This is a genomic window from Microbacterium gilvum (assembly GCF_039543865.1).
Classification (GTDB): domain Bacteria; phylum Actinomycetota; class Actinomycetes; order Actinomycetales; family Microbacteriaceae; genus Microbacterium; species Microbacterium gilvum.
Genome location: NZ_BAABKO010000001.1, coordinates 485505 through 506639, shown reverse-complemented (window position 1 = coordinate 506639; position 21135 = coordinate 485505). Strand labels below are relative to the sequence as shown.

22 protein-coding genes, 2 tRNA genes and 1 other RNA gene are annotated in these 21135 nt (G+C 71.9%); 11 read left to right on the top strand and 14 right to left on the bottom strand.

The features are described 5' to 3' along the window. Positions 1 to 49 precede the first annotated feature (49 nt). From ABD998_RS02605 to ABD998_RS02585, 5 genes are all read left to right on the top strand, one after another. The gene (locus tag ABD998_RS02605; RefSeq protein ID WP_345436904.1) at positions 50 to 1129 is read left to right on the top strand and encodes a DMT family transporter; all 1080 of its coding nucleotides are present in this window, start codon (positions 50 to 52) and stop codon (positions 1127 to 1129) included. Between the two features lie 13 nt (positions 1130 to 1142). Continuing rightward, a tRNA-Ile gene (locus tag ABD998_RS02600) sits at positions 1143 to 1216 on the top strand. Positions 1217 to 1244: 28 nt separating this feature from the next. Next, positions 1245 to 2081, top strand: a complete 837-nt coding sequence (locus tag ABD998_RS02595; protein ID WP_345435626.1) for a hypothetical protein — start codon at positions 1245 to 1247, stop codon at positions 2079 to 2081. 16 nt (positions 2082 to 2097) lie between these two features. Next, on the top strand, positions 2098 to 2556 hold the full coding sequence (locus ABD998_RS02590) for a GNAT family N-acetyltransferase (RefSeq protein ID WP_345435624.1): 459 nt from the start codon (positions 2098 to 2100) through the stop codon (positions 2554 to 2556). Continuing rightward, entirely contained in the window at positions 2553 to 3014 is a 462-nt protein-coding gene (locus ABD998_RS02585) for a low molecular weight protein-tyrosine-phosphatase (RefSeq protein ID WP_345435621.1), read from the top strand. The genes ABD998_RS02590 and ABD998_RS02585 overlap by 4 nt, the downstream gene beginning before the upstream one ends. A 6-nt stretch (positions 3015 to 3020) precedes the next feature. Here the strand turns inward: ABD998_RS02585 and ABD998_RS02580 are convergent, their stop codons facing one another. Both ABD998_RS02580 and ABD998_RS02575 read right to left on the bottom strand, forming a co-directional pair. Beyond that, positions 3021 to 3506 (bottom strand): hypothetical protein, encoded by a 486-nt coding sequence (locus ABD998_RS02580; protein ID WP_345435619.1) that lies wholly within the window; start codon positions 3504 to 3506, stop codon positions 3021 to 3023. Then, the gene (locus ABD998_RS02575) at positions 3503 to 3910 is read right to left on the bottom strand and encodes a DUF4383 domain-containing protein (protein WP_345435617.1); all 408 of its coding nucleotides are present in this window, start codon (positions 3908 to 3910) and stop codon (positions 3503 to 3505) included. Before ABD998_RS02575 ends, ABD998_RS02580 begins: the two co-directional genes overlap by 4 nt. A 92-nt stretch (positions 3911 to 4002) precedes the next feature. Here ABD998_RS02575 and ABD998_RS02570 point away from each other — a divergent pair, with 92 nt between their 5' ends. After that, a complete protein-coding gene (locus tag ABD998_RS02570; protein ID WP_345435615.1) occupies positions 4003 to 5196 on the top strand; it encodes a DUF998 domain-containing protein in 1194 nt (397 codons plus the stop codon). Between the two features lie 133 nt (positions 5197 to 5329). Continuing rightward, positions 5330 to 5833: a DUF3145 domain-containing protein gene (locus ABD998_RS02565; RefSeq protein ID WP_345435613.1), complete on the top strand. Its 504-nt coding sequence runs from the start codon at positions 5330 to 5332 to the stop codon at positions 5831 to 5833. A gap of 75 nt (positions 5834 to 5908) precedes the next feature. Here ABD998_RS02565 and ABD998_RS02560 read toward each other — a convergent pair whose 3' ends face one another. The 6 genes from ABD998_RS02560 to aceE all read right to left on the bottom strand — a co-directional run bounded on the left by ABD998_RS02560 (position 5909) and on the right by aceE (position 13584). After that, on the bottom strand, positions 5909 to 7150 hold the full coding sequence (locus tag ABD998_RS02560; protein ID WP_345435611.1) for a beta-ketoacyl-[acyl-carrier-protein] synthase family protein: 1242 nt from the start codon (positions 7148 to 7150) through the stop codon (positions 5909 to 5911). A 61-nt stretch (positions 7151 to 7211) separates the two neighbouring features. Further along, positions 7212 to 7457 carry an acyl carrier protein gene (locus tag ABD998_RS02555; RefSeq protein WP_271171876.1) on the bottom strand — a complete coding sequence of 82 codons (246 nt, stop codon included), beginning with the start codon at positions 7455 to 7457 and terminating at the stop codon, positions 7212 to 7214. A gap of 87 nt (positions 7458 to 7544) precedes the next feature. Next, positions 7545 to 8546 (bottom strand): beta-ketoacyl-ACP synthase III, encoded by a 1002-nt coding sequence (locus tag ABD998_RS02550; RefSeq protein WP_345435607.1) that lies wholly within the window; start codon positions 8544 to 8546, stop codon positions 7545 to 7547. A gap of 16 nt (positions 8547 to 8562) precedes the next feature. Further along, a complete protein-coding gene (locus tag ABD998_RS02545; protein ID WP_345436903.1) occupies positions 8563 to 9471 on the bottom strand; it encodes an ACP S-malonyltransferase in 909 nt (302 codons plus the stop codon). Positions 9472 to 9553: 82 nt separating this feature from the next. After that, positions 9554 to 10765: a PucR family transcriptional regulator gene (locus ABD998_RS02540; protein ID WP_345435606.1), complete on the bottom strand. Its 1212-nt coding sequence runs from the start codon at positions 10763 to 10765 to the stop codon at positions 9554 to 9556. A gap of 92 nt (positions 10766 to 10857) precedes the next feature. Further along, positions 10858 to 13584, bottom strand: coding sequence for a pyruvate dehydrogenase (acetyl-transferring), homodimeric type (gene aceE / locus ABD998_RS02535; RefSeq protein ID WP_345435604.1), 2727 nt, complete (start codon positions 13582 to 13584; stop codon positions 10858 to 10860). A gap of 245 nt (positions 13585 to 13829) precedes the next feature. On the opposite strand from aceE, the gene ABD998_RS02530 reads away from it, so the two are divergent. Next, a complete protein-coding gene (locus ABD998_RS02530; RefSeq protein ID WP_345435602.1) occupies positions 13830 to 14630 on the top strand; it encodes an MOSC domain-containing protein in 801 nt (266 codons plus the stop codon). 56 nt (positions 14631 to 14686) lie between these two features. Here the strand turns inward: ABD998_RS02530 and ABD998_RS02525 are convergent, their stop codons facing one another. Both ABD998_RS02525 and ABD998_RS02520 read right to left on the bottom strand, forming a co-directional pair. Then, entirely contained in the window at positions 14687 to 14866 is a 180-nt protein-coding gene (locus ABD998_RS02525; protein WP_345435600.1) for a hypothetical protein, read from the bottom strand. A gap of 177 nt (positions 14867 to 15043) precedes the next feature. After that, positions 15044 to 15116: transfer RNA gene (locus ABD998_RS02520), tRNA-Val, on the bottom strand. A 53-nt stretch (positions 15117 to 15169) separates the two neighbouring features. Between ABD998_RS02520 and ABD998_RS02515 the strand changes: the two genes are divergently transcribed. From ABD998_RS02515 to rnpB, 3 genes are all read left to right on the top strand, one after another. Beyond that, entirely contained in the window at positions 15170 to 15904 is a 735-nt protein-coding gene (locus ABD998_RS02515) for a zinc ribbon domain-containing protein (protein WP_345435598.1), read from the top strand. Positions 15905 to 15926: 22 nt separating this feature from the next. Beyond that, entirely contained in the window at positions 15927 to 17612 is a 1686-nt protein-coding gene (locus ABD998_RS02510; RefSeq protein WP_345435596.1) for a bifunctional 3'-5' exonuclease/DNA polymerase, read from the top strand. A 27-nt stretch (positions 17613 to 17639) separates the two neighbouring features. Then, positions 17640 to 18008, top strand: an RNA gene (gene rnpB / locus ABD998_RS02505) — RNase P RNA component class A. Between the two features lie 76 nt (positions 18009 to 18084). Here the strand turns inward: rnpB and ppgK are convergent. The 4 genes from ppgK to ABD998_RS02485 form a co-directional block, all read right to left on the bottom strand. After that, positions 18085 to 18840, bottom strand: a complete 756-nt coding sequence (ppgK, locus tag ABD998_RS02500; RefSeq protein ID WP_345435594.1) for a polyphosphate--glucose phosphotransferase — start codon at positions 18838 to 18840, stop codon at positions 18085 to 18087. Positions 18841 to 18947: 107 nt separating this feature from the next. Beyond that, positions 18948 to 19325, bottom strand: a complete 378-nt coding sequence (locus ABD998_RS02495; RefSeq protein ID WP_345435592.1) for an RNA polymerase-binding protein RbpA — start codon at positions 19323 to 19325, stop codon at positions 18948 to 18950. 112 nt (positions 19326 to 19437) lie between these two features. Further along, positions 19438 to 20202, bottom strand: a complete 765-nt coding sequence (locus tag ABD998_RS02490; RefSeq protein WP_345435590.1) for a glycerophosphodiester phosphodiesterase family protein — start codon at positions 20200 to 20202, stop codon at positions 19438 to 19440. After that, positions 20199 to 21134: an SPFH domain-containing protein gene (locus ABD998_RS02485; protein ID WP_345435588.1), complete on the bottom strand. Its 936-nt coding sequence runs from the start codon at positions 21132 to 21134 to the stop codon at positions 20199 to 20201. The genes ABD998_RS02490 and ABD998_RS02485 overlap by 4 nt, the downstream gene beginning before the upstream one ends. Between the last annotated feature and the right edge of the window lies 1 nt (position 21135).

The following is a 21135-nucleotide window of genomic DNA, read 5'->3' as shown; positions in this document are numbered from 1 at the left end:
CGCACCGGGAGGATAGTCTCGACGGGTGAGCGGGGGAGGAGCGGGCGCGATGGTTCCGATGGCGGCCGATGTCGGCGAGCAGCTGGTGGGGGCGTTCCAGAACCCGGGGCTCCTGCTGGGCATCCCGCTCGCGATCGCGGGAGCGGTGTTCATGTCGCTCGGCGCGCAGTACCAGAGCCAGGGCGTGAAGAAGGTGGAGCGCCTCGCGGGCGAGAACGGCCGCACGGGCCTCGGTGCAGCGCACCTCCTGCGCCTGCTCACGCGCCCGTCCTGGATCATCGGGACGATCCTGCTGGGCGTCGCGATCGTCTGCCAGCTCAGCGCGATCAGCGTCGCGCCGCTCATCGTCGTCCAGCCCCTCGGCGCGATCTCCCTCGTCATCACGACGCTTCTGAACGCGCAGGTGACGGGTCACATGCCCACCCGCACGTCGCTCACGGCGATCGGACTGTGCGTGGGCGGCATCCTCGTCTTCGTGCTCGTCGCCGCGATCTTCGCGACCGAGCGCCCCATCACCGACACCGAGCTCCTCGTCGTGCTCGCGATCCTGCTGATCGCGATCATCCTCCTCGGCGGCGTCTGGCTCGTGCTGCGGCGTCGCATCGGCGCCCTCTTCTACATCACGGCCGCCGGCGTGCTGTACGGGTTCGTCGCGACGCTCGCGAAGGTCATCATCAAGCGGATCCAGGCGGGGGAGTGGGACTGGACGCTGCTCCTGTGCGGCATCGCGCTCCTGGCCGCCGCGGCGGCGGGCGGGTACTTCGTGCAGACCGCGTACGCCTCGGGGCCGCCCGACCTCGTCATCGCAGGGCTCACCGTGATCGACCCGATCGTCGCCGTGCTCATCGGCGCGATCGTGCTCGGCGAGGCCGCGAACGCACCGCTGTGGGCACTCGTCCTCTTCGTGATCGTGGGCGGCGTCGCGTCGTTCGGCGTCTTCCTCCTCGCACGGCACCATCCGCAGGTCGTGAGCGAGAGCCAGGAGATCGGCATCGAGCGCGGCTCGTCGGACGGCGAGCGGGACCCGTCGTCGTCGGACACGGCCCTCGACGCGCTGCGGCAGGCGAAGGACCCCGACGACCTGCTCGCCCGCCGTCGTGCGCCGGACGAGGCCGACGAGCCGCGATAGGCTCGTCCTGCAGGGGGCGGTGGCCAAGCTGGTGAAGGCAGTGGGCTCATAACCCAACGATCGCGGGTTCAAGTCCCGCCCGCCCTACCGAGCGCAGCTGCGCCAGAATGGTCGGATGGCGGACGACCCGATCGACGAGATCGCGGCGGAGCTCGCGGTCGCCGACCCCGGGGCGTTCGTCGCCATCCGTGCGGAGCGGGCGAGCTCGCTCGGCGACAGGGAGCTGGCGGCGCGTGTTCGCGCCCTCCGGAAGCCGCTCGCCGCCGCCTGGGCGGTCAACCTCCTCGCGCAGCGGTTCCCGGCGGAGGTCGACCGTATCGGAGCCCTCGCGACGGAGCTCGTCGCGGCGCAGGCATCGGGGGACAGGACATCCGTCTCGGAGCTCGGACGACGTCGCCGCGCCCTCGTCGAGGAGCTCACCTCGCATGCCGCGGCACTCGCGGAGCGCCGCGGCCAGACGCTCACGCCGACGACGCGAGCGGCCGTGGCGCAGACGCTCAACGCCGCCGTGCTCGACCCTCGTGCGGGCGCCTGCGTGGCCTCCGGGCGCCTCATCCGTCCGCTCGAGCCGTCGGACGGCCTCGTGCTCGCCCTCTCGGGCACGCCGCCGCGTGCGGCGCGCGACCGGGCACCCGACGCTCCCGGCGACGAGTCGACCGACGCGATGCGTGCACAGACCCCGGATGCCGACGCGGCCGCGGAGCGGAGACGAGGCGCGCAGCGGGCCGTCGCCGAGGCGGAATCCGCTCAGCAGGCGTGGCGGGCGCGCCGCGACGAGGCCATCGCGCGTGCCGAGGACGCGGACGAGCGGACCTCGAACCTCCTCCACGAGCTCGCGCAGGCGCGCCGTCAGGCGTCGAAGGCGCGAGGCGAGCTCGATCGGATCGAGTCCGACGGGGAACGCCTCTCGGAACGGCTGCGGGATGCGCGGGCGCGGCTCAGCGAGGGCTGACCGGTAGCGTGGGGGCATGCCCGTCGAGTACGTCTTCGCGCCCGTCGCGGACATCCCGCCCCGTGTCCTCTACCGCATCCTCTGGCTGCGCGTGAGCGTGTTCGTCGTCGAGCAGTCTGCGGCATACCCCGAGATCGACGGCCGCGACATCGAGGAGGGCGCGCTCCTGGGGTGGGCGGAGGAGACGGGTGACGTGCTCGGCACGCTGAGGGTGCTGCGCGAGGACGGCGCGATGCGCATCGGCCGTGTGGCGACATCCGCCGCCGCGCGGGGACGCGGCATCGGCGCCGACCTCATGACGCGCGCCGTCGCCGTCTGCGTCGCCGAGCAGCCGTCGGCTCCGATCCTCCTCGATGCGCAGGCCCACCTCGCCGACTGGTACGCCCGGTTCGGGTTCGCCGTCTGCGGAGAGCCGTTCGAGGAGGACGGCATCCCGCATGTGCCGATGCGCCGCGAGACGGAGGCCTCCGCGTGATCGCCGAGATCGTCGTCGTGTGCACGGGCAACATCTGCCGGTCGCCCATGGCGGAGGTCGTCCTGCGCGAGCGTCTCGCCGAAGCCGGTCTCGACGTCGCGGTCAGATCGTCAGGCGTGAGCGACGAGGAGCTCGGCAACCCCGTCGACCCGCGGGCCGCCGCCGTCCTCTCGGGGGCCGGGTACCCCGTGCCTCAGCGCACAGCGCGCGTCTTCGGTGCGGAGGACCGCGACGCCGATCTCGTGCTCGTGATGACCCGGCGGCACCGGGCGGCGATCCTGCAGCACGGCGTGGCACCCGAGCGCGTGCGCCTCTGGATGGAGTTCGTCCCCGGCGGCGGCGAGGCCGACGTCTCCGACCCCTGGTACGGCGGACGCGCCGACTTCCTCGAGACGCTCGCGCTCATCGAGGCTGGCGCGCCCGCGGTCGTCGAGCTCGTCGGGTCCGGGTCGAGCTGAGCCGCCTCAGTGCGTGTGCACGCCGTGCAGCTCGCCGTGCGGGACGGCGAGCTCGCCTGCCTCCGACGCCGCAAGAGCGGGCGTGGTCACCGCCGCGACGAGGAGCGCGCCCGTGACGAGGGCGACCGTCCCGGAGGACCCGTGCGTGCGGCGCGGTGCTGCCGCATCCTCGCTCCTGCGCCGCAGGACGACGGCCGCGGACGCCGCCACGATGAGGACCAGGGCGCTCAGCGCGAGCCAGCCGAGCCATCCGATGCCGCCTGCCATGACGAGCGCGACCCCGGCGATGAGCACGCCCATCGCGACCGCGAGCGCGACGCGGGGCAGGGGCAGCGCGTCGCGGCGGAGGGCGGCCATCCCCCAGCCGAACGCCGCGATCGCGAGGGCCGCCGCCGGGATGCCCACGGGAAGCGACGACTGAGCGGATACGGAGAAGAGGATGAGGCCCGCACCCCACGACGAGAGTGCGGGCCACCACCGGAGCATCATCACGCCGCGAGGCGCTGATCCGCACGGTCGGCGCCGAGGCCGACGCCGAGGAGCACGAGCGCGCTCGCGAGGTGCAGGATGTGGTCGGCCGTGTTGAGGGCGAGGACGTTGAGCGCCGTCCCGGCGAGGAAGAAGCCGACGACGCCGAGGGCGAGGTAGGCCGCGCCGACGGCGATGTTGACGCCCTTCGCCGCCCGCACCCCCGCCAGGCCGGCAATGAGGAGAGCCGCGCCGATGAGCAGGTGGGCGACGTTGTGGAACGGGTTCACGGCGAACACGCCCAGCAGCAGACCGCCCTCGGTGGCGAAGAACGAGACGCCGCCTGTCACGGCGAAGCCGAGGAGCCCGACGAGCAGGTAGACGGCGCCGAACACGACGCCGATGATCCGGTTGGGTGATGTACGCATGGTGCGCCTCTCTTCCGCGAGCACGGTCTCTCCGTGTCACCTGTTGTTCGGAGCGCATGCGCAGACGGATGGCACACCGGTAGCGTGAGGGGATGGATGAGGGCCGGCCGGTGTGGACCGCCCGCTACGAGGCGGAGTCGGGAGCGCAGATCGCGGCGATGGCCGGGGCCCTCGTCGGGGTCGTCCTGGGTCTCTGGCTGTGCGGAGGCCGCCTGACGCCGCTCTGGGGGGCCGAGACATCCGTCGGCCTCGTCGCGGCATTCGCCGGCGCCGTCACGGGGCTGCCGACAGCGGCGATCGTGTACCTGCGCGTGGCGTCGCGCCGCGTGTGGTGGCGGCGACGGCATCGGCTGCGCCGGACGCTCGACGTCGCCGGAGTGTCGGTCTCCGCCACGGCGGTGCCCGCGCTCGTGATGCTCTCGACGTTCGCCGTCTTCGGCCGCGCCTTCCGCGATCTCGCCCTGGACGGGCTCGCAGCCACGACCGTGGTGGCTCTGGTCGCCGCCGCAGCCGGATACGCGCTCGCCCTTCTCGCGTACGGCCTCGATACGCGCAGCCTCGCCGTGCTCCTTCTGCTGTTCGTCGTCGGCGGCGTGTTCGCCAGCATGCTCACGGCCGACGACCCTGCGTGGTGGACGCTGAACTTCTCCATGCTCGGCGCGGGCGGGTACACGTCGAGCGCCGTCTTCAACGTCACGATCATCGTCGCGGGCGTGATGCTCCTGACGCTCGCCGACTACCTCACGATCGAGCTGCGGGCGAAGCGCACGGCCGCGCGCATCGACGGCGTGGTCGTGGTCCGGACCATCCTCGTCATCGTGGGCGTCGCGCTCTCCGGCGTCGGCCTCGTCCCCGTGGATGTGAACGTCGCGGTGCACAACACGTTCGCCATCACGGCGCTCGTCGGCTTCGCGACGCTCATGGGCGCCACGCCCGCGCTCGTCGACGGCCTGCCCCGCACCTTCCTCGCCCTGACGACGGTGTTCGCCATCGCCATCGGCGTCATCGTCCTGCTCTTCTGGCCCGTCCGCTACCTCAATCTCACGGCCGTCGAACTGCTCGCGGTGCTGCTCATCTTCGTGTGGCTCATCATGTTCACCCGCAACACCCCCGCCCGCGCACGCACGGTCGCACCCGTGACGGCACCGGCGCCTGTGGACACCCCCGGGGCACTCCGGAGGAAGGGGCGGAGCGGGCCCGACGGCGCCGCCCGCGCCCTCGGGGCGGCGGCGACACTCGTCATCGGAGCCGTCATCGGAGCCGCCATCGCGCGCCGGCGCACCTGACGGCGCATCACGGAATCACAGGGTTGTGATTTCTCGCGTGCTCGGGTCATAATGCAGGGGACAACGGAACATCGTCGCCGGGATCGCCGGTCAGGTCGTAGGGGAAGACGCACCTGACGAAACGGAGAAGATCATGGCGACACCCATCGCGCGCGGAGTGGTCTACATCCACTCAGCGCCACGAGCGTTGTGCCCGCACCTCGAGTGGGCCGTCGGCCGTTCGCTCGGCCGCGGCGTCAGCTTCGAGTGGCAGGAGCAGCCGGTGCTGCACGGCGCTCGGCGCGCCGAGTACTACTGGGAGGCTCCGGCGGGAACCGGCGCGGCCCTCGCGACGGCGATCCGCGGGTGGGAGCATCTGCGTTTCGAGGTGACGGAGGATCCCACCCCCCGCAGCGACGGCGGGCGGTGGATGCACACACCCGACCTCGGCATCCACTACGCGCAGATGGACTCCGCGGGGAACGTGGTCGTGCCCGAGGACCGCATCCGCTACGCGATGGACATCGCCGGCGCCGACCCGTTCGAGCTCCGCCGCGAGCTCGACGTCGCCCTCGGCACGGCATGGGATGCGGAGCTCGAGCCCTTCCGCACCGCGAGCGACGACGCGCCCGTCGTCTGGCTCCACAAGGTCGGCTGACCGAACGCCGGCCCCGAAGACTGCAGACGCCCCAGGAGAGTACTCCTGGGGCGTCTCGCTGCGCTCTGTCAGCCGTCAGCCGTCGTACGACGCGAAGGCGACGACGGCGTTGTGGCCGCCGAACCCGAACGAGTTGCTGATCGCCAGCTGCGGACCGTCGCCGAGCGGCTGAGGCTCGCCGGAGAGCCGGAACGGCACCTCCGGATCCTGCTCGGTGAGGTTGATCGTCGGCGGAGCGACGCGGTCGCGCAGCGCGAGCACCGTGTAGACCGCCTCGAGCGCGCCGGTGCCGCCCAGCAGGTGCCCCGTCGACGCCTTGGTGGCCGAGACCGGGATCTCGTCGATGCGCTCGCCGAACACCTTGCGGAGGGCGACGTACTCGTTGGGATCGCCCACGGGCGTCGAGGTCGCGTGCGCGTTGATGTGCGTCACGTCGGAGGCGCTCACGCCGGCGACCGCGAGGGCCGCCGTCACGGCGCGTGCCGCTCCCGACCCCTCCGGGTCGTTGCCGGTGATGTGGTAGGCATCCGCCGTCACACCGCCGCCGACGAGGTACGCGTAGATCTTCGCGCCGCGCGCCTTCGCGTGCTCCTCGGTCTCCAGCACGAGTGCGGCACCGCCCTCGCCCATGACGAAGCCGTCGCGGTCGACGCTGCCGGGCCGCGAGGCGTGCGCCGGGTCGTCGTTGCGTCGCGAGAGCGCCTGCGCCGAAGCGAAGGACGCCACCGTGATGGGATGGATCGCCGACTCCGCGCCGCCCGCGATCACGACGTCGGCGAGCCCCTCCTGCAGGTGCTGGTAGGCGTTGTAGATCGACTCGGTGCTGGAGGCGCACGCGCTCACGACCGTGCGTGCATAGGCACGCGCGTTGAACTGGAGCGAGAGGTTGCCGGCGCCCGCGTTCGGCATGAGCATCGGCACCGTGAGGGGCATGACGCGGCGCGGACCCTTCTCCCGCAGGGTGTCCCACGCGTCGAGGAGTGTCCAGACGCCGCCGATGCCGGTCGCCCAGTCGATGCCGAGCCGCTCGGGGGCCACGTCGGGCTCGCCCGCGTCGGCCCAGGCCTCGCGCGCCGCGATCAGTGCGAACTGCGTGCTGGGATCGAGGCGCTTGGCCTCGTGTCGGGGGAGGACCTCCTCCGGCCGGACGCTCGCCTCCGCGGCGAAGGTCACGGGGAGCTGGTACGTCTGCACCCATTCGTGCTCGAGGGTGCGGGTGCCGGAGACGCCCGCGAGCAGGTTCCGCCAGTTGTCCTCGACGGTGCCGCCGAGGGCGGAGGTCGCGCCGAGGCCGGTGACGACGATGCGCTTGGTCATTGGTTGGTTCCCTTGGATTCCGAGCGGGTGCCGCGCCGACCGGGCGCGGCACCCGGAAGCCTCACTGGTTGGCGGTGATGAAGTCGACGGCGTCCTTCACCGTCTTGAGGTTCTTAACCTCCTCGTCGGGGATCGTCACGCCGAACTTCTCCTCGGCGTTGACGACGATCGTCATCATCGAGATCGAGTCGATGTCGAGGTCGTCCGTGAACGACTTCTCGAGGGCGACCTCGGAAGCGTCGATGCCGGTCTCGTCGGTGATGAGCTCGGCCAGGCCAGCGAGGACCTCGTCGTTCGTGAATGCCATGGGTTTCTCTCTTTCGGGGTTCAGTGGATCGGAAAGGTCGGGAACCGCCCAACAGTCTAGGACGGGACGGACCGGACTCCGGTGAGGTCAGGGGAGGACGACGACCTGCGCCGCGAACACGAGGCCGGCTCCGAAGCCGATCTGGAGGGCGAGGCCGCCGGACAGCTCGGGATTCTCCTGCAGCAGGCGATGCGTCGCGAGCGGGATGGACGCCGCGGACGTGTTGCCCGTGTCGGCGATGTCGCGGGCGATCGCCACCGTGTCGGGGAGCCCGAGCTGCTTGGCGAACTCGTCCACGATGCGCATGTTCGCCTGGTGCGGGATGAACGCGGCGAGATCGCCCGGAGCGACGCCGGCTGCCTCGAGAGTCGCCTTGGCGACCTTCGCCATCTCCCACACGGCCCAGCGGAAGACCGTCTGGCCCTCCTGTCGGAGCGTCGGCCACTCGGCCTCTCCATCGCGGAAGGCGGTGAGCGGGGCGTTCATGCGCACGACCTCCGACTTCGAGCCGTCCGACCCCCACAGGGTCTGCGAGACGCCCGGGGTGTCGCTCGGGCCGATGAGCGCGGCTCCCGCGCCGTCGCCGAGGAGGAACGAGATCGAGCGGTCGGTCGGATCGACGATGTCGCTCAGCTTCTCGGCGCCGATCACGAGCGCGTAGCGGGCGGCGCCCGCACGGATGAGGGCATCCGCCTGCGCGACGCCATAGCAGAAGCCCGCGCAGGCCGCGTTGACGTCGTAGGCCGCCGCCGGGTTCGCGCCGACCCGGTCAGCCACGATCGCCGACACCGAGGGCGTCTGGCGCGGGTTGCTGATCGTCGCCACGATGACGAGGTCGACCTCGGACGGGTCGACTCCCGCGGTGCGGAGCGCCTCGGCTGCCGCGTCCGACGCGAGGTCGACCGCGGTGGTCTCCTTCTCGGCGCGCACGCGCGTCACGATTCCCGTGCGCTGACGGATCCACTCGTCGCTCGAGTCGATCGGGCCGACGAGGTCGTCGTTGGGGACGGCGTTCTCGCCGCGTGCCGCACCGTACGCGTAGATGCGGGAGTGCGCGCTGCCCGCCGCCTCGCGGAGTGTCGTGGTCATCGGATTCCTTCCTGCGTCACGCGAGCAGCGCGGCTGCCGCGTCGAGATCGTCGGGCGTCTTGACGGCGACCGCCGGAACGCCCTTGAGACCGCGCTTCGCGAGCCCCGTGAGCGCACCCGCCGGGGCGAGCTCCACGAGCCCCGCGATCTCGGCGTCGAGGAACGACGTCATGCAGAGGTCCCAGCGGACGGGGTGGCTCACCTGGTGCACGATGAGCTCGAGAGCGCGCGCGCCCGTCGCCACCGTGGTTCCGTCGCTGTTGGTCCACAGCGGGAGGACGGGGTCCGAGACCGAGGGGATGGCGTCGGCGGCGGCCTGCAAGGCTCCGGTCGCGGGCGCCATGTACGACGTGTGGAACGCTCCGGCCACCTGCAGCGCGATGACGCGCGCTCCGCGAGGGGCGTTCTCCGCGAGCGCGGCCAGACCCTCCATCGACCCTGCGGCGACGATCTGGCCGCCGCCGTTGTAGTTGGCCGGCTCGAGGCCGGCGTCGGCGATGGCCTGGAGCACCTGCTCCTCGACGCCGCCGACGACGGCGCTCATGCCCGTCTCGGCCTGCGCCGCGGCCTCCGCCATGGCCCGCCCGCGATCGCCGACGAGGCGCATGCCGTCGTCGAAGCCGACGACGCCGGCGGCCACGAGCGCGCCGATCTCGCCGACGGAGTGACCTGCGACGCCGCCCGGGGTTCCGGCGCGCGAGACGAGGGCCTCGTAGGACACGAGGCTGGCCGCGACGATGAGCGGCTGCGCCACCTGCGTGTCGCGGATGCGATCCGCGTCCCATTCGGTGCCGGCGGCGACGAGGTCGACACGGGCCGCGTCGGACGCTGCCTCGAGGCGCTCGCGCGCCCCGTCGAGTTCGAGCCAGGGATTCAGGAAGCCGGGGGACTGGGAGCCCTGACCCGGGAATGCGGCGACGATCACCTGACCCATCTTGCCGGAGCCTCCCGCCATCCGCTGGCAGGAGCGTCACAAGATTCGCGCGATCCGTTGTGTGTGGCGGACATCAGGACGGACGTCGCGCGTCGCGCGGCCGCCGCACAGGACGCCGCACGGCGTCCTTCGGGCCGATCGATCCGAGCACGAGCGCCGTCTGCAGGATGAAGGCCTCACGAGGACCTGTGGCGTCCCACCCGATGACATCGCTCACGCGCTTGAGGCGGTAGCGCACGGTGTTGGGATGCACGAACAGCTCGCGCGCCGTCGCCTCGAGCGAGCGGCCGTTGTCGAGGTAGCTCCAGAGCGTCGTCACGAGATCCGTCGAGTGCGCCTCGAGGGGGCGGAAGATCCGCTCGATGAGGGTGTGCTTGGCGAGGGCGTCGCCCGCGAGCGCGCGCTCCGGGAGGAGGTCGTCGGCTTCCACCGGCCGTGGCGCGTGTCGCCAGGCCCGCGCCACGGCGAAGCCCGCGAGAGCGGCCCTGGCGCTGCGCGAGGCGTCCACGAGCGCGGGCACCGTCGGGCCCAGCACGAGGTGCCCCGTGCCGAAGAACGGCTCCAGCGCCTCGGCGATCTCGCCGAAGCTCGGGACGGGCGCGGGCACCGCGCTCTCCTTGGCGGGGTCGAGGGCGCGTCCGAGCACGAGCACGAGACGCGAGCCCTGCACGCCGATCAGCACGTCGACGCCGAGCTTGCGGGCCATCCGACGCACCTGGTCGACGTCGAAGAGGGGAGGGGTGGTGCCGACGAGCACGCACACCTCGCCGTGCCCGTGCCATCCGAGGGCCGCGATGCGGCTCGGAAGCTCCTCGTCGGTCTCGCCCGTGAGGATGGAGTCGACCACGAGCGCCTCGAGGCGTGCGTCCCACAGGCCTCGGGACTCGGCCGCGCGCGCATAGACGTCGGCCGCCGTGAACGCGACTTCGCGCGAATACAGCAGGATGGCCTCGCCGAGGTGGTCGCCGCGCCCGCGCACACGCTCCTCCATGACGTCGACCGTCACCCGGACGAGCTGCAGCGTCTGCTGAAGGCTCACACTTCGGAGGAGCTCGCGCGGCGCGGCGTCGAAGATGTCGGCAGCGATGGACGGCGTGCTCGTCGGGTCCTCGTACCAGGAGATGAACGAGCTGATGCCGGCCTGCGCGACGAGCCCGACGGCCGAGCGGCGCCCCGGCGGCATCTCGGTGTACCAGGGCAGCGTCTCCTCGAGCCGCTGCAGCACGGCGGTCGCGACGTCGCCCGAGATCCGGCGCAGCCACGCCAGCGTAGCCGTCTTGTCCATCGTCGTCCTCCCTGTCGTGCTGTCCGCTGACGGCACGACGGCGGGGCCCCCGGTGTCGGGGGCCCCGCCGTCTGTCGAGCCGGTCACGCCGCTCAGGCGTCTCCGCCGGGGTTTCCGGAGGTGCCGGCGTTGACGTCGTGCAGCCGGTACTTCTCGATCGCCTGGCCGACCAGGGCGCGATCGACGACGTTCTGGTCGGCGAGCGACTGCAGGGCGCGGACGACCATGGAGGGTCCGTCGATCTTGAAGAAGCGGCGGGCCGCCGCGCGCGTGTCGGCGAAGCCGAAGCCGTCGGCCCCGAGCGTGTAGTACGGGCCGGGGATCCACTGCCGGATCTGGTCCTGCACGGCGTGCATGAAGTCGCTCGTCGCGATGAAGGGACCCACCGCGCCCTGGAGCTTCTGCGTGAGGTAGGCGACCTGGGGCGCCTCCTCGGGGTGGAGGAAGTTGTGCTCGTCGGCGGCGAGGCCATCGCGGCGCAGCTCCGACCACGACGTCACCGACCACACGTCGGCGACGACGCCCCAGTCGCTCTTCAGGAGCTCCTGGGCCTCGAGCGCCCACGGCACGCCGACGCCCGACGCGAGCAGCTGCACGCGCGGCCCGTCACCCTGGCCGGTCGAGACCCGGTGGATGCCCTTGAGGATGCCCTCGACGTCGACGTCCGAAGGCTCCGCGGGCTGGCGGAACGGCTCGTTGTACACCGTCAGGTAGTACATGACGTCGGGGTCGGGGTGCGTGCCCCCGTACATCCGCTCGATGCCCGCCTGGACGATGTGCGATACCTCGTAGCCGTACGCAGGGTCGTACGTCAGGGTGGCGGGGTTGGTCGACGCGAGCAGCGGCGAGTGGCCGTCGGCGTGCTGCGTTCCCTCGCCCGTCAGGGTCGTGCGGCCGGCGGTCGCGCCGATGATGAATCCGCGCGCGAGCTGGTCGCCCGCCGCCCAGAACGCGTCGCCCGTTCGCTGGTACCCGAACATCGAGTAGAAGATGTAGACCGGGATGAGCGGCTGGCCGTGCGTGGCGTACGACGTGCCCGTCGCCGTGAACGCGGCTGCGGCGCCGGCCTCGTTGATGCCGACGTGCATGATCTGCCCCTGCGGGCTCTCCTTGTACGCCAGGAGAAGCTCGCGGTCGACCGAGGTGTAGTTCTGGCCGTTCGGGTTGTAGATCTTCGCCGAGGGGAAGTACGAGTCCATTCCGAACGTCCGGGCCTCGTCGGGGATGATCGGCACGATGCGGTCGCCGAATCCCTTGACCCGCATGAGGTCCTTGAGCATGCGGACGAACGCCATCGTCGTGGCGACCTCCTGGTTGCCCGACCCCTTCTTCGGGAAGCCGTAGTCCTTGTCCTCGGGGAGCGACAGCCCGACGTGCGTGCTGCGGCGCTCGGGGAGGAAGCCGCCGAGCGTGCGGCGGCGCTCGAGCATGTACTGGATGGTCTCGTCCTGCGCGCCCGGGTGGTAGTACGGCGGCCGGTAGGGGTCGGCCTCGAGCTGCGCGTCGGACACCGGGATGTGCATGGTGTCGCGGAAGAGCTTGAGGTCGTCGAGCGTCATCTTCTTCATCTGGTGGGTCGCGTTGCGGCCCTCGAAGTGGGGGCCGAGCCCGTAGCCCTTGACGGTCTTCGCGAGGATGACGGTCGGCTGGCCCTTGTGCTCCATGGCCGCCTTGTAGGCCGCGTAGACCTTGCGGTAGTCGTGGCCGCCGCGGCGGAGGTGCCAGATCTGGTCGTCGGAGTAGTCCTTGACGAGGTCGAGCGCACGCGGGTCGCGACCGAAGAAGTTGTCTCGCACGTACGAGCCCGACTCGGCCTTGAACGTCTGGAAGTCGCCGTCGGGGGTGACGTTCATCAGGTTCAGGAGGGCGCCGGACTCGTCGCGCTGCAGCAGGTCGTCCCACTCGCGGCCCCAGATGACCTTGATGACGTTCCAACCGGCTCCGCGGAAGAAGCTCTCCAGCTCCTGGACGATCTTGCCGTTGCCGCGCACGGGGCCGTCGAGACGCTGCAGGTTGCAGTTGATGACGAACGTGAGGTTGTCGAGGCCCTCGTTCGCGGCGACCTGCAGCTGGCCGCGCGACTCGACCTCGTCCATCTCGCCGTCGCCGAGGAAGGCCCAGACGTGGGAGTCGGCGACGTCCTTGATGCCGCGGTTGGCGAGGTACTTGTTCGTCATCGCCTGGTAGATCGCGTTGATGGGCCCGAGGCCCATCGACACGGTCGGGAACTGCCAGAAGTCGCGCATCATGCGCGGGTGCGGATACGAGGGGACGCCGTTGGGCGCGCCCGACTTCTCCTGGCGGAACGCGTCGAGCTGCTGCTCGGTGAGGCGTCCCTCCAGGAAGCCGCGGGCGTATGCGCCGGGGGAGGCGTGGCCCTGGTAGAAGATCTGGTCGCCGCCGGAGGCGTGGTCCTGCCCGCGGAAGAAGTGGTTGAAGCCGACCTCGTAGAGCGACGCCGCCGAGGCGTAGGTCGAGATGTGCCCGCCGACGCCGATCCCGGGTCGCTGCGCACGGTGCACCGTGATGGCCGCGTTCCAGCGGATCCAGTGGCGGTAGCGGCGCTCGAGCTCCTCGTCACCCGGGAATGCGGGCTCGTCCTCCGGCGCGATCGTGTTGACGTAGTCGGTCGTCGGCACCATGGGCACGCCGAGACGGAGCTCCTTCGAGCGCTTCAGCAGGCTCAGCATGACCTCGCGGCCGCGCTGGTGCCCCTTCGAGTCGACCAGCTCGTCGAGGGACTGCTGCCACTCGCTGGTCTCCTCCGGGTCGCTGTCGTGCGCTCCCTGCGAGTACGGATCCTGGTCGTGAACAGCCACAGGTGACCTTTCGTCTGGCGGGCAGATCGTGCCGCGGAAACGGATCGAGGCACGCGGGAGCCCGGTCGGGTCGCCGCACGCGTATCGGACACAGCCTAGCCCTTCCGCGACGGGCGACGGCACATCGGACGGTCGGCCGCACCCGGATGGGTAAGCGCTATCCCACACGGTGCGACAAGGCGATCGGCTCGGACGGGGACCAGGGCAGGCGGGGCTCGCGCAGGCGATCCGGGAGGATAGGGCGCATGGTCCATGTCGCCGCACTGTTCCGCCATCCGGTCAAGGGGTTCACCCCCGAGGCCGTCGACAACCTCGTCGTGCAGGACGACGGACGCGTCGCGGGCGACCGCGTGCTCGCCATCCGATTCGCCGATGCGGCAGAGCCGGAGGAACGCGACGGCCTCGACCACTGGCCGAAGTCCCGCGGACTCGCGCTCATGGACTTCCCATCGCTCGCGCGTCTCGACCTCGCCTACGACCACGCCGCCCGCCGCGTGACGATCTCTGCGGAGGGCGCCGTGCTCGTCGATGCGGGGATCGACGACGCGGGGCGTCGCGCGATCGCCGATGCGGTGACGGAGTTCATGCGGTCGACGCCCGACGGCAGGCGGCTCGACAGGGCGGGCCGCCTCCCCCTCGCGGTCGTCGGCGACGGTGCGGGCTCGCGATTCCAGGACCGCGCGCGGGGATTCGTCTCCCTCCACGGCCGCGGCTCCGTCGAGGCCGTGGACGCCGCGATCACCGGCGCGTCCGTGGACGACCGCCGGTTCCGCTCGAACATCGTCGTCGACGGGCTCCCGGCGTGGGACGAGCTGGGCTGGCGGGGTCGGGTGCGGATCGGCGACGTGGCCTTCTCCGTCGAGAAGCCGATCGGCCGCTGCCTCGCGACCCACGCCGATCCCGATACGGGGGAGCGGGACGCCCCGGTCCTGAAGACGCTGACGCGCGTCTTCGGACACGACGAGCCGACGCTCGGGATCCTCCTCCTGCCGGTCGAGGAGGGCGGCCGCATCCGCGTCGGCGATGTCGTCGAGCTGCTCGGCTGAACCCGTCGGGGCCGCTCCGGAGGCTCCGGAGCGGCCCCGACGGCGCCGCGCGCCGCTCAGTCGTCGGCGCCCGCCGCGACGCGGTCGGCCTCCGCGCTGTCGATGAGATCGTCGTTCGCGTCCGGGTCGACGACCTCGTCGCCGTCGACCTCGACGAGCGGCACGTCGTCGTCGGCGGCGCCGTCCTGGGAGGGCGGCGGGACGGGCGGGATGGGGGCGGGGTAGGCGTTCGACATCGATCGCTCCTTCCGTGTGGTGGTGGTCCACCGTAGGACGGGCGGCGGCCGGAACGCTGCGGGTTGACGCGCAGGCGACGCAGGGGTAGCGAGGGTGCCGGTCACGCTGATCGGAACGCCCGTGCTCGGTCACGCAGCCGGAGCACCCGCCATCGGCGCCATGGCAGAAGCACGCGGTGGGCCCTGCCGGGATCGAACCGACGACATCCACGGTGTAAACGTGGCGCTCTACCAGCTGAGCTAAAGGCCCTCGCGTCGATTCTAGGCGCACACGATGTCGGGCTCCGACCGTAGTCTGGTGGCGTGAACGCCGCACCCGCCGACCAGCGCCTCCTGCTCGAGCTCGCCGACATCGACCGGCGGCTGCGCCGCGCCGAGAACGCACGCCGCAACCCGCCTCAGGCCGCGCGCGTCCAGGAGCTCGTCGCACAGCGCGGCGTGCAGAGCGGGGAGCTCGCCGTGCGCGCGGGGGTGCGCGACGAGCTGCGCGCGGAGCTCGCCAGGGTCGAGGGCGATGCGTCGGTCGCCGCGCAGCGCCGCGACCGGGATCGGGCGCGCTTGGAGACGTCGGCGAGCGCGAAGGACGCGCAGGCGCTGGAGCGGGAGATCGCCGCGCTCACGACGCGCCTGAGCGACCTCGAGGACACCGAGCTCGAGCTCATGGAGCGGCTCGAGTCGGCCGAGGCCGCCGTCGCCGAGCAGGAGGCGCTCCTCGCGGAGACGACGGCGGAGGGGCAGCGGCTGTCGGCGGAGGGCCGGACCCACGTCGAGAACGCCGCGGGCGAGATCACGGCGCTCGGGCGCGACCGCGAGGCTGTCGCCGTCCGCGTGCCGGAGCCGCTCGTCGCGGCTTACGAGCGCCTCGCCGCCCGCGGTGGGGTGGCCGCCGGGCTGTTCACGCGCGGAACGTGCGGCGCGTGCAACGTGCTGCTGTCCCCGAGCGACCTGCAGGAGCTGCGGGCGGTGCCCGACGACGTCGTCGCGACGTGCCCCGAGTGCGGGGCGCTCCTCGTGCGCACGGAGGAGTCCGGCCTGTGACGGGCGCGCCCCGGCGCGCGGCATGAGCGACGGCGGTCGCGACACCCTGCTCCTCGCCGCCTCCGGCACCGACGTCGTCGCGACGCGCGCGGGGGAGACGACGACGCTGTCGGCGGCGAGCCTCGCCGCGTGGATCGCCGCGGTGGAGCGGCGCGATCACCCGCGCTGGGTGTGGTCCGACACGACCACGTGGTACCCGCGGCTCCTCGCGGAGGGGGTACGGGTGGAGCGCTGCCATGATCTGAGGCTCGCCCGACGCATCCTGCGGCTCGCGGCGCCGCGCGCCGCCGCGTGGGACGACGCGCCCGGATGGGATCGCGCGACGACGCCGACGGCCGATCGGCAGGCGGCCGACGCGCTGTTCGAGTGGGAGACGCAGGCGGACCCGCTCGACGGACCCGACGACGTCGCCGCCGAGCACGAGCGCCAGCGCGCCGCACTCGACGGGTCGCCGGACGGCCGACTGCGCCTCCTCGTCGCCGCGGAGTCCGCCGGCGCGCTCGTCGCGTGCGAGATGCGCGCAGCGGGGCTCCCGTGGGACGTCGCCCGGCACGAGGCCATCCTCATCGACACGCTCGGCGCGCGGCGAGCGGGCGGTCTTCCTGCGCGGATGGAGGCGGCCGCGGCGCGCGTACGCGACGCCCTCGACGACCCGCGGCTGAGCATCGACTCGCCTCCCAAGCTCCTGCGCGCGCTCCGCACGGCAGGCATCCGCGTGGAGTCGACGAGCCGCTGGGAGCTCGCAGAGCACGATCATCCGGTCGTCGAGCCGCTCCTCGCGTACAAGCGGATGGCGCGCCTGCTGACGGCGAACGGGTGGTCGTGGATCGACGAGTGGGTGCGCGACGGGCGGTTCCGTCCCGTCTACGTCCCGGGCGGTGTCGTGACGGGAAGGTGGGCGTCCTCCGGCGGGGGCGCGCTGCAGATCCCGCGTGCCCTGCGCCCCGCGGTCAGGGCCGATGAGGGATGGCGGATCGTGTCCGCCGACGTGGCCCAGCTGGAGCCCCGCGTGCTCGCCGCCATGGCGAGGGACGAGCGCATGGCGCAGGCTGCCGCGGGAGCCGATCTGTACGCGGGCATCGTCGCCAGCGGCGCGGTGCCCACGCGCGCGGAGGCGAAGGTCGCCGTGCTCGGCGCGATGTACGGCGCGACGACGGGCGATGCGGGCAGGCTCGTGCCGCGGCTGCGCACGGTGTTCCCGCGCGCCATGGCCCTCGTCGACGCGGCGGCGCAGACGGGGGAGGACGGCGGCGTGGTCCGCACCTGGCTCGGACGGACGTCGCCCGCGGCGAGCAGCGAGTGGGACGCCGCGCAGCGGCTCGCGAGCGGAGTCGAAGCCGGAGAGGGCGAGGCGGCGCGAGCGCGGCGTGCGGCCAGAGACCGCGGTCGCTTCACGCGCAACTTCGTCGTGCAGGGGACGGCGGCGGAGTGGTCTCTCGCGTGGCTCGCCGACCTCCGGCTCCGTCTCGCCGCCATCCCTCCGACGGACGGCAGGCAGGCGACCACCTCGGGGCCCTGGTTCGATCGGCGCCCGCATCTGGCGTTCTTCCTGCATGACGAGGTGCTCGTGCACACCCCGGAGGAGCACGCCGACGAGGCGGCGGCGGCCGTCCGCGCCGCCGCCACCACGGCCGGACGGCTGCTGTTCGGCGCGTTCCCGATCGACTTCCCCCTCGACGTGCGCATCGACGTCGACGCGGCCAAGTGACGCCACCCCGTAGAATGGGAGGGCGAATGGGTCGGCCGGACGGCCGCGTCGCGCACGGTCCGCCGTCGCGCGCCGAGGAACGTCCGGGCTCCGCAGGGCAGGGCGGTGGGTAACACCCACCCGGAGCGATCCGCGAGACAGTGCCACAGAAAGCAGACCGCCGGGATCCGTCCCGGTAAGGGTGAAACGGCGGTGTAAGAGACCACCAGGGGCCGTGGCGACACGGCCCGCTCGGTAAACCTCGCCCGGAGCAAGACCAGACAGAGGATGATGACGCGGCCCGCCGAGTCCTCGGGTAGGTCGCTGGAGCGGCGCGGCAACGCGTCGCCGAGAGAGATGGCCGTCGAAGGGGCGCGAGCCCCGGAACAGAACCCGGCGTACAGGCCGGCCCATTCGCCCACGACGATCCCGAGACGAGCGTCCGGAGACGGCGAAGGCCCCGGCACATGCCGGGGCCTTCGCCGTGAGATGGTCAGACTGCGGCGAGCGAGGCCGCGCCGATGATGCCGGCGTTGTTGCGGTGCACCGCGGTCACCATCTTCGCGCGCGTCGTGATGTACGGCATGAACTTCTCGGGGTTCTTCGACACGCCGCCGCCCACGACGAGGAGGTCGGGGGAGAACAGGAACTCGACGTGCGCGTAGAACTTGTTGAGGCGGTGGCCCCACTTCTCCCACGAGAGGTCCTCGCGCTCGCGCGCGGTCGCCGCGGCGTAGCGCTCGATCGACTCGCCCTTCCAGATCAGGTGGCCGAGCTCGGTGTTGGGGATGAGCACGCCGTCGTAGATGAACGCCGAGCCGATGCCGGTTCCGAGCGTCGTGAGGATCGTCAGGCCCTTCTGGCCCTTCGCGGCACCGAATCGAGCCTCCGAGAGCCCGGCCGCGTCGGCGTCGTTGACGAAATGGATGTCGCGCCCGAGACCGTCCTGGAAGAACGCCTCCGCCTCGAAGTCGATCCACTCGTCGGAGATGTTGGCCGCCGAGAGCGTGCGACCCGCCTTCACGATCGCGGGGAAGCAGACGCCGAGCGGCAGCCCCGCCGCGTCCTGCCCGAGCAGCTCCAGGAGGTCGTGCGCCGTCTTCAGCACGTCCTTCGGGTGCGCCCCCTTGGGGGTGTCGATGCGCACCCGCTCGCTCAGCATCGTCCCCTCGACGAGGTCGACGATGCCGGCCTTCATCCCCGTGCCGCCGATGTCGATCCCGACAGCACGATCCACAGTCTTCGCCATGCTCTCAGCCTAGTGGTCGCGACGACCCCGCCCTGACAACGAGACGCTCCCCGGCAACGCGACGACGCCGGCCCCAGGGGGGCCGGCGTCGTCGCGTGCGCGTGGTCTCAGGCGCTCTTGCGGGTCGGGTCCGCGCCCGCTCCGCGGCGGTCGCGGATGAACGCGAGCCGCTCGGCGAGGATCTCCTCGAGCTCCTCGATCGAGCGCCGCTCGAGCAGCATGTCCCAGTGGGTGCGGGCGGCCTTGTCGCCGGAGTGGTCGACCTCCACCGTGCCCTTGTCGAGCTTCAGGAGCGCCTCTCCGCCGCACGTGCGGCACTCCCAGGTCTCGGGAGCCTCGGCGTCCGCGGCGAACATGAGGGTCGTCTCGCGCTCGCACGAGGAGCACACGTAGACGTGCTCCTTGCGCTCCATGAAGACGACGCCCTCTTCGCTCTGAAGACTCTGGGCGCCGAGCCGGATACCACGAAGGCTGCGATCTGCCATGATTCAAGTCCTCTCGTCGGTCACCAGTTCTAACGCGTCCGGCTGTGCGGATCATCCGAACCGTCGCGCGCCGATGGGGTATTCCCAGGCGTTGCCCAGGGCCCCGCCGTGATCACGCGGGGAACACCGCGAGAGCGGCGTCGGCGCGGTCGGTCACGACGCCGTCGACGCCGCGGTCCACGAGCGCGCGCATCCGTCCGGTGTCGTTCACGGTCCAGACATGGATCTCTACGCCCGCATCGTGCGCCCAGCGGATGAGCCGCGCCGTGACGACGGGGACGGGACCCCGCCGTTCGGGGATCTGCAGGGCGTCGACGGTGCGCAGGAGACGGTCGGCCCGCCCGCGCAGTCCGACCGCCGCAGCGCCGACGATCCGGGCGATCAGCGATGATCCCGCGCTCGTCGCCGGCTCGCCGCCGGCGGCCGCGAGCGCGGCCATCCGACGGCCGTCGTCGAACGACGTGAGCAGCACGCGATCGGCGTGGTCCGCGACGATCTCGCCCGCGCGCCGCGCGGCGGCGTCGGCCTTCACGTCGATGTTGAAGCGCACCGCCGGGAAGTCGCGCAGCGTGTCCGACAGCACGGCGAGACCGCCGCGAGGTGCCATCAGGTCGGCGAGCTCCCGCCATCCGACCTGGGAGATCGGACGGGGATCGCCCGTGACCCGCTCGAGCGTGTCGTCGTGGAAGAGGACGATCTCGCCGTCCGCCGTGGCGTGGCAGTCCGACTCGACGTACTCGACGCCGGCCGCATGCGCGGCGGCGATCGCGGCGATCGAGTTCTCGGCGACCCCGTCCGCCGCCATCTCCGGCGTCACGAGCCCGCGGTGCGCGAGCACGCGTGGCCGCCGTGCGCCCGTCAGGTACGGGTGCGTCACGCCTGCGGGGGAGCGGAGCTCCCGCCGAGGCCGCCGAGACGTCCGGCGAAGCCGCCGGAGATGCCCTTGAGCGCCTCCGTCAGCTCGCTCGGGATGATCCACAGCTTGCTCGCCTCGCCCTCGGCGATCTTGGGCAGGGTCTGGAGGTACTGGTAGGCGAGGAGCTTCTCGTCGGGGTTCCCCGCGTGGATCGCGTGGAACACCGTCGTGATCGCCTCCGACTCGCCCTGCGCTCGGAGCACCTGCGCCTGCTTGTCGCCCTCCGCCTGCAGGATCGCCGCCTGTCGCGCACCCTCCGCGACGAGCACCTGGGACTGCTTCTGCCCCTCCGCCGTGAGGATGGCCGCGCGGCGATCGCGCTCGGCGCGCATCTGCTTCTCCATGGCGTCCTGGAGGGTGACGGGCGGGTCGATCGCCTTGAGCTCGACGCGGCTCACCTTGATGCCCCACTGGCCGGTCGCCTCGTCGAGGACGGCGCTGAGCTTGCCGTTGATGACGTCGCGGCTGACGAGCGCCTCCTCGAGGTTGAGGCTGCCGACGACGTTGCGGAGCGTGGTGATCGTGAGCTGCTCGACGGCGCCGAGGTAGTTGGCGATCTCGTAGGTCGCCGAGCGGGGGTCGGTGACGCGGAAGTACACCACGGTGTCGACGGCGACCGACAGGTTGTCCTCGGTGATCACCTGCTGCGGCGGGAAGGTCACGACCTGCTCGCGCAGGTCGACGCGCGTGCGGGCCCTGTCGATGAACGGCACGATGAGGTGCGGACCGCCGTAGAGCGTGCGGTGGTACTTGCCGAGCCGCTCGACGATGATCGAGTCGCTCTGCGGGACGATGCGGATCGAGCGGACGAGGATCGTGACCACGAAGATCACGACCGCCGCGACGAGGATCCACGTCAGCACTGTCCCGACGATGTTGCTGGGTTCGTCCATC

Coding starts and splice junctions, on each gene's coding strand:
- ABD998_RS02605 (WP_345436904.1), top strand. CDS start 50: ATGGTTCCGATGGCGGCCGATGTCGGCGAGCAGCTGGTGGGGGCGTTC.
- ABD998_RS02595 (WP_345435626.1), top strand. CDS start 1,245: ATGGCGGACGACCCGATCGACGAGATCGCGGCGGAGCTCGCGGTCGCC.
- ABD998_RS02590 (WP_345435624.1), top strand. CDS start 2,098: ATGCCCGTCGAGTACGTCTTCGCGCCCGTCGCGGACATCCCGCCCCGT.
- ABD998_RS02575 (WP_345435617.1), bottom strand. CDS start 3,910: ATGCGTACATCACCCAACCGGATCATCGGCGTCGTGTTCGGCGCCGTC.
- ABD998_RS02570 (WP_345435615.1), top strand. CDS start 4,003: ATGGATGAGGGCCGGCCGGTGTGGACCGCCCGCTACGAGGCGGAGTCG.
- ABD998_RS02565 (WP_345435613.1), top strand. CDS start 5,330: ATGGCGACACCCATCGCGCGCGGAGTGGTCTACATCCACTCAGCGCCA.
- ABD998_RS02560 (WP_345435611.1), bottom strand. CDS start 7,150: ATGACCAAGCGCATCGTCGTCACCGGCCTCGGCGCGACCTCCGCCCTC.
- ABD998_RS02555 (WP_271171876.1), bottom strand. CDS start 7,457: ATGGCATTCACGAACGACGAGGTCCTCGCTGGCCTGGCCGAGCTCATC.
- ABD998_RS02550 (WP_345435607.1), bottom strand. CDS start 8,546: ATGACCACGACACTCCGCGAGGCGGCGGGCAGCGCGCACTCCCGCATC.
- ABD998_RS02540 (WP_345435606.1), bottom strand. CDS start 10,765: ATGGACAAGACGGCTACGCTGGCGTGGCTGCGCCGGATCTCGGGCGAC.
- ABD998_RS02530 (WP_345435602.1), top strand. CDS start 13,830: ATGGTCCATGTCGCCGCACTGTTCCGCCATCCGGTCAAGGGGTTCACC.
- ABD998_RS02525 (WP_345435600.1), bottom strand. CDS start 14,866: ATGTCGAACGCCTACCCCGCCCCCATCCCGCCCGTCCCGCCGCCCTCC.
- ABD998_RS02510 (WP_345435596.1), top strand. CDS start 15,927: ATGAGCGACGGCGGTCGCGACACCCTGCTCCTCGCCGCCTCCGGCACC.
- ppgK (WP_345435594.1), bottom strand. CDS start 18,840: ATGGCGAAGACTGTGGATCGTGCTGTCGGGATCGACATCGGCGGCACG.
- ABD998_RS02495 (WP_345435592.1), bottom strand. CDS start 19,325: ATGGCAGATCGCAGCCTTCGTGGTATCCGGCTCGGCGCCCAGAGTCTT.
- ABD998_RS02485 (WP_345435588.1), bottom strand. CDS start 21,134: ATGGACGAACCCAGCAACATCGTCGGGACAGTGCTGACGTGGATCCTC.